Genomic DNA, 13,315 nt, shown 5'->3' on the forward strand with positions numbered 1-13,315 from the left:
GTAGTCGATCATGTACGACGGCCCGTAGCACGATGCCTCCGAACGCCTCGGCGTCCCATTCGGCGTAATGGAACCACCACGCTGCACAAAGTGCCCAGGCCATCCGGGTTTGATTGTCGAAGCCGAAGCGTGCTCACCTGCCCACGGTCGCCGCCGCGATGCCCAAGCAGCTGCAGCGGTCGAATCAGCAGTTCGACCTGACGATAGCCAGGGCACAATCGAGCGGGGAAGGATGTGTCCCCGCTCGGCGGGCTGTTTCGAGGACGAGGGCCATCCGCAGCAGGATCGGACTATCCGCGTGCGGCGCCGACACCTGCCCGCCGGCCGAAGAAACTGCCGTCTCCGAGGCTGGCACCACTGGCGTAGCCACCCGCGCAGACCCCGGCCGTGCACCGACCGGCTGCGAAGAGCCCCGCGATCGGCTCGCCCGAAACATGCAGCACGCGCGAGTCCGTGTCGGTCTTCAGGCCGCCCAGGGGAAACCCGCTCGTCATACCGCGCAGGTCGAACCCTGCGATCGGCGTTCCGAACGGCCGCACCCATTTCTCGTTCTTGAAGAACAACGGGTCCGATCCGCCCTCGGCGTGCATGTTGTAGACGTCCACGGTCGAGGTCAGCGTGCCGGTGGGCAGTCCCATCTCCTGTTCCAGTTCGCCGGCGCTTTCGCACACCCAATCAGGCTGCGGGAGAGGAAAACCCGATTGCAATGCTTCGTCGTACGCGTCGTGATCGAGGATCAGGAAGGCTTCGTTGTTCTGATGGAAGAGGATCGCTTGCCCGATCCGGCCCGGATAGGTGTCTTCCGCGATGAACCGCTGCCCGTGCGCGTTGACGAGGATTCCACGAATCATGAGCTGGGGTGAAGTGTGGACGGCGACCTCCGCAGCGTCCATATGGGCCGTCGCAGCACCGAGTGCTTGGCCGATCCGGATCGCCCGGCCGTCGTGCGCGTCGACAGCCGATCCGGGACGTCCGAGGAGGGCCGGCACGTAGTCGCGCACCATCTCCTCGTCGAATGCGAAACTTCCCATCGCGAGCACGACACCGCGGTGGGCGCGGATGGCGATCGTCCTGCCGTACCTGCGCGCGACCACGCCCACGACCCGGCCATCGTCGTTCACGACCACGGTCAGCACCCGGATGTCGTATTCTGCTTTCACACCCAGCTTTTCGGCTGTTTCGACGAGGGGCTTCATCAGCATGTACCCGCCCCCGCGTTCGCCGGTCTTCTTATTGCCCATCTTCGGCAGATGTCCCCGCGGCGCAGGAGGAATCACACCCGCGAACGGTGCGGCATTCTCTCCCCCGGAGTACATCAGCCCTTCGTCGTGCGCCGGCTCCCAACCGGGCTCACCCCAGAACTCCTCCTTGAACGGCACCCCGGCTTCGACCAGCCAGTTGTAGTGGTCGACGCTACCCTCGCAATACGCGTCGATCTTCGCGTCGTCCACAGCGGGGCCGAGTGCAGCTTTCATGAAGGTCTTCATGTTCTCGACCGTGTCGTCGAAGCCACACGCCTTCTGCAACGGGGTTCCGCCGCCGAGGTAGATGAATCCACCTGCCATGGACGCTGCGCCGCCCCATCCACCGGATCGTTCGAGGACGAGGACGTCGGCGCCGGCACGCGCAGCTTCGACAGCAGCAGTGACACCGGCAATCCCGTAGCCGGCGACGACGACGTCGGCGGAAAGATCCCACGCCGAGATCTCGGACTCGGATACGGGACGGACGGAATCGTCGGACATCGCGTCCTCCTCGGGGGTAGCGACAAGGTGGATCGGCCGCACCGTCCCACTCTTCCCACCCGGAAAGGGATGGATTGTCCCGCTCAGTGGTCCGTGAGCGAGGCACTCACGATGGTGACCGCCGACACTCGTCCCGAATCGGTTCGATCGGTGTGAGCCGACGGAGAACGAAGGTTTCGCCGCAGCGGGCGGTGAAACCACCCTCGCCTCGTCTCAGGAGGACAACGGATGTCCGATCCCTCAACCCCGCCGCCCGGTGGTCGTCTCGATCGTGCAGCGGTGACCAGATCCACGACCTTCATCATCGCTGCCCTGGTCCTGGCGGAATGTGTGAGCGCCTTCGAGGCCGGGATGATCTTCATCGCCCTGCCCCGGTTCGGCGAGATCTTCGATGCACCGGCCTCGACCACCGGGTGGGCGGTGACCGCCTTCATGCTCGTCGCCGCGACGACCGCGCTGGTCGGCGGGCGCCTCGGAGATCTGTACGGCCGCAAGAAGGTCTTGATCATCGCGATGATGGCGTCGACACTCGGCTCTGTCATCAGCGTCTTCGGCGACTCGATGGGTGCGATCATCCTCGGTCGAGGCGTGCAGGGCGTCGCCGGCGCCATCCTGCCGCTCTGCTACGGGCTCGCACGAGAGACACTTCCGCCAGGCAAGGTATCGCTCGCCGTGGGATACATCAGCGGCGCGGCCCTGCTGGCCGGGTCGGGCGGCTATTTCGTCGCGGGAGTACTTCTCGATGTGGCCGACTGGCACATGATCTTCGTCTTCGCCGCCGTGCTCGCCGTCGTCGCGTCCGTGATCGCAGCGTTCGCCCTGCCCGGCAGTCACACACGCACGGAGCTCCCCCGGTTCGACTATCTGGGTGCTGCCCTGCTGACCCCGGGCCTGGTAGCCCTGCTCTACGGCATCACGCAGGGGCCGACATGGGGTTGGACCAGCGTGGGTGTGCTTGTCCTCATCATCGGAGGTCTTGCCGTCCTGAGTGTGTGGACCGTATGGGAATTGCGTCTGGCAGAACCTCTCGTCAACCTCCGCGCACTCGCGAACAAGCAGATGACCCTCAATCTGATCGGCGTAGCAGTTCTGGCTCTCGGTCCTGTCGGAGCCGTCCAGATCGTCACTCCGATGATCCTCCAGGCTCCGGCCTCCCTGCCCGTCGGACTCGGTATGTCGGCAACCGTGGCGGGTCTCATCGGTGGCATCGGCGCGATCATCGGATTCGCAGCGTCCCCGATAGCGGGACTGGTCGCGGGGCGCTGGGGCGGCCGGACCGCGTTCTTCATCGGAGCCGTCCTCTTCGCCGTGGCCAACCTCTTGATTCTCGTCGGCCACAAGTCGCTGCCGGTCATGATCGCTGTGTTCGTCGTTGCTGCTGTCGCAACAGCATTCGCTTATACCGGCTACCCGAAGATCGTCATCGAATCCGTACCGGAGGACGTCACCAGCGTCACGACCGGGGTGCTGGCCACCGCGCGTCAGGCGTTCTCCGCCATCAGCGTTGCCATCGTGTCGGTCATGCTCTCGCTGTGGACGGTGCCGGGGACGACCATGCCGACGTCGGCGTCGCTCGATCTGGCAGTCGGCTGGTTCGTGCTGTGCTCGCTGGTCGTGGCGGCGATCTGCTTGTTCATCGGCCGGCCGCAGCAGGCGCACGCTGTCGACTCGCCCGTGAGCAGCGACCAGGACGGTGTCGACATGTCCGGCGCCACAGTCTGAAAGCGAACCGTGTTCACCACGCAGACGGTGACAACCTCTGCGCCCGTCCCACATTTCGATCCGTCCGGAGGACACATGTCACACAGCACAGCAGAGAACAGAAACGACGAGATCCGCGAGATCGAGGCGGCGGCCCCGCCTGCTCGGTTCGCCAGGGGGTGGCACTGCCTCGGACTCGCACGAACCTTCCGGGACGGTAAGCCGCATCAAGTGGACGCCTTCGGCACCAGTCTGGTCGTTTTCGAGACCGGCAAGGGAGAACTCGCGGTGCTCGATGCCTACTGCCGGCACATGGGCGGTAATCTCGCCCAAGGAACGGTCAAGGGTGACTCCATCGCATGCCCGTTCCACGACTGGCGATGGGGCAGCAACGGCCGTTGTACGGACATTCCCTACGCCCGCCGCGTGCCGCCGCTGGCAAGGACGCGGGCGTGGCTCACGCTCGAACGCAACGGCCAACTGTTCGTCTGGCACGATCCGCAGGGCAATCCTCCTCCGCCCGACGTGACGATTCCCGAGATCCAGGGTGTCGGCTCGTCCGAATGGTCGGACTGGACATGGAATTCCATCCTCATCGAGGGATCCCATTGTCGTGAGATCGTCGACAACGTCGTCGACATGGCGCATTTCTTCTACGTCCATTACGCCTTCCCCGTGTTCTTCAAGAACATTTTCGAGGGCCACGTCGCGACCCAGATCATGCACTCGAAGGGCCGCCAGGACATGGAACTCGGGACCAACTACGGAAACCCGGATATCCCCAACAAGTCGTACGCCTCGTATTTCGGACCCTCGTACATGATCGACTGGCTCGAGAACGAATCGAGCGGCCAGAAGATCGAAACCGTTCTCATCAATTGCCACTACCCGGTGTCGAACAACTCCTTCGTCCTGCAATACGGCGCGATGGTGAAGAAGCTGCCGGGTCTGAGCGATGCCGAAGCAGATGAGATGGCTGCGCAGTTCGCGGCGGGCGTAGAGGTCGGGTTCGAGCAGGACGTCGAGATCTGGAAGAACAAGGCGCCGATCGACAATCCGCTGTTGTCGGAGGAGGACGGCCCGGTGTATCAGCTCCGCCGCTGGTACAAGCAGTTCTACGTCGATGTCGACGACGTCACCGAAGACATGACCAGGCGTTTCGAGTTCGAGATCGACACGGATCGAGCTGTGTCGAGCTGGAAGCGAGAGGTCGAGGAGAACATCGCCCGAGCGAGCGCGGACCAGGTCGACGCGAACCTGTGAAGTTGATGGCAGGCCCACACGATAAACGTGTGGGCCTGCTTGTTTCTATCAGGAAAACCCTCCCGCGAAGCGGGATGCACCCCTGCCGAGAAGCCCGGTCGTCCGTAGGGTTTCCGGTATGGCAGACGAGAAGATCTTCGTGGTCGACCGTGTGGTCACGAAGCCGGGATGTGCACGTACGTTCGTCGACCGATACGTCGCCGAATACGTACCGGGGGGACGTGGACGAGGAATGACGCTCGACCGGATTCTCGTCAGCCCTCCACTCTGGTCCGACGACGAAGCCAACATAGTCACCATCACGTGGTCGGTCGACGGCGTGACGTCGTGGTGGAACATGACTCGACAGGGACGACGAGACCCCGAACTCGGACGGTGGTGGTCGGATATGAACGAGTACATCACCGAGCGCTCGCGGACGATGGCCGCCCAGGCCGCCGACATCGAAGGACTCGCCGATGTATAACGTGGTCAGAGTCGTGCATTTCGACGAGTCCGCAAGCACGTCGGAACGCGCCGCATACGTCGACACCGTTCGAATCGCCGCCAAGGAACTCGACACCGTCGGACACTTCGTCGCTCCCACCCTGCCCGGCGTGATCAACGGCGGCGATGTCCTGGTCCACCTTCGCTTTCCCTCCGCCGAGACCGCCGCTCGGGACATCGGCCGTTTCGACGCCACCCTCCGTGCGCCGATCGCGGCATATGTGGACGGAGTCGGCTATCCCGCTTCTCCGGCACGCACACGCCCGGACGAGCCTCGCACGGTCTACCGGGTGTTACTGGTGCGGGTCGATCCCGGCAGCCCCACCGAAGCCGTCGAGGAATTCGAAGGCGACCTGTTGAAGATGCCGGGATATATCCCCTCGATCGTCGCATGGCGGCTGAGCCGGGTAGCCGATTCGGTGGGCCGCACCGAATGGACGCACGTGTGGGAGCAGGAGTTCACCGATCACGACGCTCTCATGGGGCAGTACCTGAATCATCCGGTTCACTGGAGCATCGTCGATCGCTGGTTCGATCCGGAATGCCCTGAATTCGTTGTCCGTGATCGGGTGTGCCACACCTTCTGCGCTGTGGACGACATCGCGATCGAGTAGGACACGGCCGAACGACGACGAGCCCTCGGACCATCGATGATGGTCCGAGGGCTCGTCCTCAGTGGAGCGACCTCACTCGAACAGTGAGCGCATCATCTTCCAGATCTCCTGCCGTGCAGGCTCCGTCAACGACAGCGACGGAAACGTCAGGAAGCCGTGGAAGAGACCGTCGAATCGTCGGTGCCGAACGTCGACCCCGGCTTCCGCGAGTCGTTGCGCATAGTCGTCACCGGCCGAGCAGGGCGGATCGAGTTCGGCCGTGATTACGACAGCCTGCGGCAATCCTGCAAGCGAATCGGTCCGTGTCGGGATCACCCGGGGGTCGTCCCTATCTTGGGGCGCGTACTGCTCCCAGTACCACTTCATCGCCTTCGTGGTGTTGTAGTACCCCGAACCGTACTTCCGGTACGACTCCGTATCGAAATCGTCGTCGATGACCGGATAGAACAGTGCTTGGCCGAACACTGCCGGCCCGCCGCCGTCGCGAGCTGCGATGGCCACGGTCGAGGCGAGATTTCCCCCGGCACTGTCACCTGCGAGCACGATACGCGTGGGATCTCCGCCGTACGCCGGGACGTTGGCGGCCGCCCATTCGAGCGCCGCGTACATGTCCTCGTGCGCTGCCGGCGCGCGATGCTCCGGTGCGAGTCGGTAGTCGACGGACACGACGACGACCCCGACTCCCTCTGCCATCGAACGACAGAACTCGTCATGACTGTCGAGATCGCAGAACACGAAACCACCGCCGTGGGCGAAGACCACCACCGGAATCTCGTCCTCGGGACGCTCGGGTCGATAGACACGGAGCGCGAGGTCTCCACCGGGTCCCTCGATCGTGATGTCGTGCACGTCCCGCATGGCGGGCAGGTGTCGAAGAGGTGCACGACGACTGCGGATCAGGTCACGGAGTTCCGGAGGCGGAACCGTGGTGACATCCGGAAAGCCCGCGTCCAGGGCCTTCAACATGGACTCGACTTCGGGATGCAATGACATGTGGGTCTCCTCGGTGTGGTGCGTGGGGCCACGCTAGGTACGCGAACCACTGATTCGGAACCCGGTCTCCCGGCCAGCGGTCGACCGAAATGCCGTCACGCTCAGTGGGACGGAGGCTTCGATCGAACGGACCGGGCCGTGAGGATGAAGAGCAGTCCACACCCGACGGTCACCGATCGCCGGCGACCGGAGATCTGGAGGAAGCGACACCATGATTGCCGCTCACGGTACCGAGCCCGCACCCGACGACGACGTCTACGATCCCGACGTGAGGAAGCTGGTCGAGGCGATCCGCGCACGCCGCGTCGGTTCCTTGCAGGACACCGGGATCGAAGCAGCTCGCCACTCCCTCGAGTCGATCGTCCGGCCCCCCGGCCCCGACATGCGCTCTGTGCAGACCAGGGATTTCACCGGCCCCCACGGCACCGTTCCCGTGCGCATCTACCGCCCCCACTCGACGCCCGATCGAGATGCACCCGCACTGGTCTGGTTCCACGGTGGGGGCATGGTCATGGGCACTCTCGATTCGTTCGACCGTCTTGCGCGCGAGGTCTCGGAATCCGCGCGGGCCGTGGTGATCAATGTCGGTTACCGGCTCGCCCCCGAGCACCGATACCCAGTGGCCCACGACGAAGCCTACGCGGCGCTCCGATGGGCACACGACAACGCTCACGATCTGGGCCTGGATCCGGACCGTATCGGAGTCGGCGGAGACAGTGCCGGCGGTGGATTGGCCGCGGCCACAGCTCTCCGGGCCCGCAACGACGGCGGCCCTCGGATCGCTCAGCAGGTGCTGGTCTATCCCGGCCTCGAACGGCGGTGCGACCGGCCGTCGATGCGCCGCTTCGGCGACAGTCCGTTCCTCAGGGCCGAAGACATCGACTGGATGAAATCGTTGTATCTGGGCGACGATCCGGAAAAGGACGACGAGTACGGAACCCCGGTGCTGGCGACCGATCTGAGAGGGCTCCCTCCGGCCGTGGTGATCTGTGGCTACGCCGATCCCCTCCGGGACGGTGTGGAGGATTACGGACGCCGCCTGCAGGAAGCGGGGGTGTCGACGGCCGTCATCCGGTATCCAGGGGTCGGGCACGGCTTCTTCATGCAGACCCAAGCACTTGCACGAGCCAGGGAGGCGATGACGGAGGTCGGCGCCTTGGTCTCCGCACGTTTCGCTCAGCTCGCCCGAGTTCGATTATCTCCCGGTGAGCAGACGATGGACGTGCGGGAATCCAAAACTGCCTCGTAGCTTTTCCGCGAGCGGCGCAACCCGGCTCGCTCGTAGACGCCCCAGGAGGCGACGATGTTCCGAGAGCCCGAATCGCAGACCGATGTCGAGCAGGTGGACGTGGTGGTCGTCGGCATGGGTGCCGCCGGCTGCGCCGCGGCACTGACCGCTCACGATGCGGGCGCCCGGGTGGTCGTACTGGAGAAGTCCGGAGCCGAAGAGGCCGGCGGGAATACGCGAGTGTCGGGCGGTGGATGGTTCCATCACGACGATCCCGAACGCGCCGCCGTATATCTGCGCGCACTGTGCGGTGACCGGGCGCTCCCCGAACCTGTCGTCGAGGCGTGGTCGCACGGAACCCGTCAGGTGTCCGCGTGGGTGTCCTCTCTCGGTGTCGATGTAGGACCGCACGGTCACTACAACTCGGCCGGAGCGGAATATCCGGAGCTGCCGGGAAGCGACTGCTACGGCGGATTGCATTGTGTGGAAGGAATACTGGGACACGGACGACTCTTCGCTGTCCTGGAGAAGGCGTTACGCGATCGAGGAATCGATGTGCGGTACGAAACGCCCGCGACACGTCTGACAACCGACTCCGCGACAGGTTCCGTGACCGGCGTCGTCACTGCCGGCGGTGGACGAATCACCGCCAGGCGCGGCGTCGTGCTCGCCACCGGCGGCTTCGAAGGCGATCCCGAACTGGTACGCACCCATCTCGGACTCGACGACGTACCGGTGTGGGGAAGCACCGCCGCAACCGGCGACGGCCTCCGTATGGCACAGGAGGTCGGCGCGGATCTGTGGCACATGGACAACATGATGGCGGTCAACGGCATCACCGACCCGGCCTCCCGCCACGGCTACTTCGCGATGTTCGTCCATTCACGTGGAGTGATCTGGGTCGACGAGACAGGCCGGCGATTCGTGGACGAGTTCGTTCCGTCCGGGCACGGACAGGCGTTGATCGACGGACGGTACGTTCTGCATCCGCATCGCCCCATGTGGGTCGTATTCGACGAGAACACCAGGTCGGCCGGTCCGATCAGCGGTTCGGCCGATGTTCTCCCCGTCGGATGGAACGTGCTGACGAACGGTTATCGGTGGAGCGCCGACAACTTGACGGAGATCGATGCGGGGTGGATCCAGCGTGGTGACACCCTGGAGGAGCTCGCTGCGGCGACAGGATTGCCCGCCGATGCTCTCGCAGAAAGCATCTCGGCGTACAACGCTGCGTGCGCGGCGGGAGTGGACGAGCGTTTCGGGCGTTCCGCTGCCACGCTGGCGCCACTCCTCGAACCGCCCTTCTACGCCTATCGCAGCGGACCGATGCTGGCGTGGACCAATGGAGGGCCTCGTCGCGACGAACATGCCCGCGTCCTCACCGCAGACGGCACGATCATCGAGGGGCTCTATGCCGCGGGCACGGTGAGCTCGACGTTCAGCTGGGCCAAGGACGGCGGCTTCCATATTGCCGACGCGTTCGTGTTCGGCCGCATCGCGGGTGCCCACGCCGCTCGTCGTATCGGGTGAGGTCGAGGTCGACGACGGCGGAGAAATGCGCCCTGGAGGTCTCCCGTAGACCGGGACACTTCGTGCTTCACGTGCCCACCACGCGCAGACTTCCGGGAGACGACGTTGCGAAGGAGTGTCATGGCGCCTGTGCCGAGCCGAGACCCGAAGGTGCGAATCGGAATCACCAGCCCGATCGTCACGCGACTTCCGGGCGCGTGCAGCGAGTGGGAAGCAACCGCCGGGATCGGCGAGCTGACACGGATCGCGGTCACCGCGGACCGCCTGGGATTCCATCACCTCACCTGCAGCGAACATGTCGCCGTGCCGGTGCCCGTCGCGGAAGTTCGTGGCGGGACGTACTGGGATCCGTTGGCCACACTCGGCTACCTGGCGGCACACACCGAACGAATCCGGCTCGCCACGCAGGTTCTGGTTCTCGGCTATCACCACCCGCTGGAGATCGCCAAGCGTTACGGCACCCTCGACGCGGTCAGCGGGGGTCGCCTGATCCTGGGACTCGGCGTCGGCACGTTGCAGGAAGAATTCGATCTGCTCGACGTGCCGTTCACCGACCGCGGCGCACGGGCGGACGATTCCCTGGCTTCGCTTCGTGCCGCACTCTCCGAGCGCGTACCTTCCTATCGCGGAGAATATTTCGAGTTCTCCGACATGGTCGTGGAGCCGCACGCCGTACAACCGCGGGTGCCGCTGTGGATCGGTGGGCGCACACCACGCTCCTTGCGACGGGCGTGCGAGCTGGCCGACGGCTGGGTTCCTTTCGGGTTGTCGTTCGACGACGTGCAGGCGATGTTGAGCAGGAGACAGCCGCAGCCCGGATTCGAGGTCGTGTTGCCGGCTGCCGGACTCGACCCGCTGGGCGACCCGGACGGGACGAGGAGAAAACTCGATCGCGCGGTGGCGGCGGGGGCGACGATCATCGGGGCCGGCGTGGTCGCCGAGTCGGCCGACCACTATTGCGAGCAACTCGAGACTCTGGTGAGTCTGTACGGCGACGCCTTCCGAACGCCCGAGGACTGACCCGCGCTCTCGTGATCCGCTTCACAACCGCGTCGGGATGTGGCACTATTCCTAATCGAAATACCCACGTCCTCGCGCTCAGTGCGCCGCGGTTGTAGGAGCAATTATGATGATTCAGGCTGAAGCCGACCACACGGCACCCAGCGCGGTTCTTGATCGTGTCGGCCTCGTGCTCGACGCGTTCGACGGGGCGGGACGGCTCACTCTTGCCCAGATCGTGCGTCGGACCGGCCTCCCCCGCTCGTCCGCCCATCGCATGCTCGAACGCCTGGTGTCGATGCGGTGGTTGCACCGGGAAGGCCGCGACTACACCCTCGGGCTGCGCCTGATGGAACTCGGCGCGCTCGCCGTCCATCAGGACAGACTGCACGCGACCGCCCTACCGCACTTGCAGGAACTCCATCGTGTCACCGGCTTCGTCGTCCACCTGGCCGTCCTCGACAGCGACGACCTCGTCTATCTCGAGAAGATCGGCGGACGTCTCGCCACCGCTGTGCCTACCCGTATCGGAGGGCGCCGCCCTGCGCGCAGCACCGCCCTCGGCAAGGCGCTCCTGGCGTACGAGGGTGCCCCTGGTGACACATACGATCGCATCCGCGAGCACGGTATCGCCTTCGAAAAGGAGGAGTCGCTGGCAGGATTCGGATGTATCGCGGTTCCAATCGGTCCCGTGGGTTCCGCAGTTGCAGCGGTGTCCCTGTGCGGCCCCCTCCCCCATCTGCGTTTCGAACATCGCCTGACCGCGCCCGTCCGCATGACGTCCACCGCCATCTGGCGCAAACTCGACCGCAACCACGTCGTCCCGACCCTGCAGAATCGACGCACGTTGCGCGCAGCGCCCAGCATCCGAGAACATCAGTACGTCTGACCGAGCGTCCTCGCCCCGGAACCGCGATTACTGTCGTTCAGAACCGGCTTCGTCGGACGGATCTCCGTTCGAGAGACCTCTCCAGCTGCCCGGGTTCCGGGGACGGGGCATGCCGAACTCGTCGATCTCACTTCGCGCGAATCGTTCTGCAGCTCGGTCGATATCGTCGAGCAGTAGATTCGACAACTCGATCTCGGCTTTGAAGTACCTCTCGGCCCATCGCAGGCTCATCTGCGAAAACCCCCAGCCCGGCTCCCGGTCTGAATGCTCGGCATGCTCACCGGCACGACGCAACTTGTCTTCGAGGTTGCAGATGTGATCCCGCACGATCGCCTTCAACTGCTCCGGATCGTTGAGATGCCCCATGTACATCCGAAGCATGACACCGTGTTTGAGCACCGGGATTTCCACCGGTGCCTCACGCGACCACGTCCGCACAGCCTCGATACCGGACTCGGTGATCGCGTAGACCCGGCGACCTCGCGCCCCCGGCTCGCTCACGGCGCGGGAACGCACGAAGCCGAGCTTCTCGAGCTTCTTCAGTTCCGCATAGACCTGACTGACGGACGGACTCCAGTAGAAGAAGCCGATACTCCAGTCGGCCCACTTCTTCAGATCGTTGCCGGTGAGTTCCTCGCCGAACGACAACATGCCGAGGACGGCCCAACTCGTGGCAGGAAGAGCGGGGTACGAATCGGCACCGTGTTCTGACACTGCGAAAGCGTAACAATACCGGTGAACGACGTGCGGCTCGAATCTCCCACTGCGCGGGAGCAGGACCCCATATCGACTACGGCACGAATAACGTCGGCCGAACCACCCTTGCCATGCCGTCAGAGGAGCTGACATGACCGTTTCCGACACCGACGCCCGCACTCAGCGCATCCGCACCACCGTGCACGCCTATCTCGATGCAGTGGCCGCAGGCGTGGCCGCCGACATCGCCGCCCTCTACGCCGACGACGCCACCCTCGAGGATCCTGCCGGAAGCGAGCCTCGCGTGGGCCGGGCAGCGATCGCCGAGTTCTACAAGGGTGTCGAGGCCACCGAGAACACCACCGAGTTGCTCACGCTCCGGATCGCCGGGTCGACCGCGGCCTTCCACTTCCGTGTGGTCACGAAGGCGGGCGAGCAGACCTACGAGATCGAGCCCATCGACGTCATGACGTTCGACGACGAGGGACGCATCACCAGCATGCGGGCGGTCTGGGCTCCCAGCGACATGCGTGTTCGCTGACCGGTCGGCGGGACAGGGTTCGCACACTGTGTCGTCGGTGACGGACACTGGAACGAACGCCGATCGATTGGAGTTTCGATGACAGCGGAACACGCGGTACTGGATCCCCGACGGATCCGCGACGTGATGGGCAACTTCTGCACGGGTGTCACGGTGATCACCGCGCTCGACGGCGACGAACCGCTGGGATTCGCCTGTCAGTCGTTCGTGTCGGTCTCGCTGGACCCGCCGCTCATCTCGTTCTGTCCCGCCCGCACGTCGACGACCTGGCCGAAGATCCGGGAGGTCGGCACCCTGGCCGTCAACGTCCTGGCCGAGAGCCAGCGCACCCTGTGCGGTGCGTTCGCGGTGAGCGGCGGAAACAAGTTCCGCGGGGTGCGCTGGGAGCCGGGCGACAACGGCGCTCCGGCGATCGAGGGAGCCCTGGCGCGGGTCGAGGCAACCGTGGAGACCGAGTACGAGGCCGGCGACCACACGATCGTGCTGGCACGGGTCACGGGGCTGACGTCGCTGCACTCCCGCGGTCCGCTCCTGTTCTTCCAGGGCACCTACGGCGGTTTCGAACGGCGGTGACGCCGAACGACAGGTGAGGGAATAGACGGTCACCGGTCGAGGTTGCTCCGAAAGTGT

General features: G+C 64.8%; 13 protein-coding genes. 10 read left to right on the forward strand and 3 right to left on the reverse strand.

Features of this window, described 5'->3' with window-relative positions:
- Window positions 1-290: 290 nt before the first annotated feature.
- On the reverse strand, window positions 291-1,745 hold the full coding sequence (locus BO226_RS16185; protein ID WP_071935682.1) for an FAD-dependent oxidoreductase: 1,455 nt from the start codon (window positions 1,743-1,745) through the stop codon (window positions 291-293).
- A gap of 228 nt (window positions 1,746-1,973) precedes the next feature.
- Here BO226_RS16185 and BO226_RS16190 point away from each other — a divergent pair, with 228 nt between their 5' ends.
- The 4 genes from BO226_RS16190 (at window position 1,974) to BO226_RS16205 (ending at window position 5,809) form a co-directional block, all read left to right on the forward strand.
- Window positions 1,974-3,467 carry an MFS transporter gene (locus BO226_RS16190; RefSeq protein ID WP_071935683.1) on the forward strand — a complete coding sequence of 498 codons (1,494 nt, stop codon included), beginning with the start codon at window positions 1,974-1,976 and terminating at the stop codon, window positions 3,465-3,467.
- A 75-nt stretch (window positions 3,468-3,542) separates the two neighbouring features.
- A complete protein-coding gene (locus BO226_RS16195) occupies window positions 3,543-4,709 on the forward strand; it encodes a Rieske 2Fe-2S domain-containing protein (RefSeq protein WP_071935684.1) in 1,167 nt (388 codons plus the stop codon).
- A gap of 118 nt (window positions 4,710-4,827) precedes the next feature.
- Window positions 4,828-5,175, forward strand: a complete 348-nt coding sequence (locus BO226_RS16200) for a hypothetical protein (protein ID WP_071935685.1) — start codon at window positions 4,828-4,830, stop codon at window positions 5,173-5,175.
- Entirely contained in the window at window positions 5,168-5,809 is a 642-nt protein-coding gene (locus BO226_RS16205; protein WP_071935686.1) for a Dabb family protein, read from the forward strand. Before BO226_RS16200 ends, BO226_RS16205 begins: the two co-directional genes overlap by 8 nt.
- Before the next feature lie 72 nt (window positions 5,810-5,881).
- On the opposite strand, the gene BO226_RS16210 is transcribed toward BO226_RS16205, so the two are convergent.
- Window positions 5,882-6,802: an alpha/beta hydrolase gene (locus BO226_RS16210; RefSeq protein WP_071935687.1), complete on the reverse strand. Its 921-nt coding sequence runs from the start codon at window positions 6,800-6,802 to the stop codon at window positions 5,882-5,884.
- 211 nt (window positions 6,803-7,013) lie between these two features.
- On the opposite strand from BO226_RS16210, the gene BO226_RS16215 reads away from it, so the two are divergent.
- The 4 genes from BO226_RS16215 (at window position 7,014) to BO226_RS16230 (ending at window position 11,448) form a co-directional block, all read left to right on the forward strand.
- Window positions 7,014-8,051 (forward strand): alpha/beta hydrolase, encoded by a 1,038-nt coding sequence (locus BO226_RS16215; RefSeq protein WP_071935688.1) that lies wholly within the window; start codon window positions 7,014-7,016, stop codon window positions 8,049-8,051.
- A gap of 54 nt (window positions 8,052-8,105) precedes the next feature.
- A complete protein-coding gene (locus BO226_RS16220) occupies window positions 8,106-9,560 on the forward strand; it encodes an FAD-dependent oxidoreductase (RefSeq protein WP_071935689.1) in 1,455 nt (484 codons plus the stop codon).
- Between the two features lie 150 nt (window positions 9,561-9,710).
- The gene (locus BO226_RS16225) at window positions 9,711-10,580 is read left to right on the forward strand and encodes an LLM class F420-dependent oxidoreductase (protein ID WP_071936482.1); all 870 of its coding nucleotides are present in this window, start codon (window positions 9,711-9,713) and stop codon (window positions 10,578-10,580) included.
- 106 nt (window positions 10,581-10,686) lie between these two features.
- Window positions 10,687-11,448, forward strand: a complete 762-nt coding sequence (locus BO226_RS16230) for an IclR family transcriptional regulator (RefSeq protein ID WP_071935690.1) — start codon at window positions 10,687-10,689, stop codon at window positions 11,446-11,448.
- A 27-nt stretch (window positions 11,449-11,475) separates the two neighbouring features.
- Here BO226_RS16230 and BO226_RS16235 read toward each other — a convergent pair whose 3' ends face one another.
- The gene (locus BO226_RS16235) at window positions 11,476-12,099 is read right to left on the reverse strand and encodes a PadR family transcriptional regulator (RefSeq protein ID WP_071935691.1); all 624 of its coding nucleotides are present in this window, start codon (window positions 12,097-12,099) and stop codon (window positions 11,476-11,478) included.
- 196 nt (window positions 12,100-12,295) lie between these two features.
- On the opposite strand from BO226_RS16235, the gene BO226_RS16240 reads away from it, so the two are divergent.
- On the forward strand, window positions 12,296-12,685 hold the full coding sequence (locus tag BO226_RS16240) for a nuclear transport factor 2 family protein (protein WP_024101913.1): 390 nt from the start codon (window positions 12,296-12,298) through the stop codon (window positions 12,683-12,685).
- 78 nt (window positions 12,686-12,763) lie between these two features.
- Window positions 12,764-13,258: a flavin reductase family protein gene (locus tag BO226_RS16245; RefSeq protein ID WP_024101914.1), complete on the forward strand. Its 495-nt coding sequence runs from the start codon at window positions 12,764-12,766 to the stop codon at window positions 13,256-13,258.
- Window positions 13,259-13,315: the final 57 nt, after the last annotated feature.

The sequence above is a fragment of the Rhodococcus sp. 2G genome (assembly GCF_001886355.1).
Taxonomy (GTDB): domain Bacteria; phylum Actinomycetota; class Actinomycetes; order Mycobacteriales; family Mycobacteriaceae; genus Rhodococcus; species Rhodococcus pyridinivorans.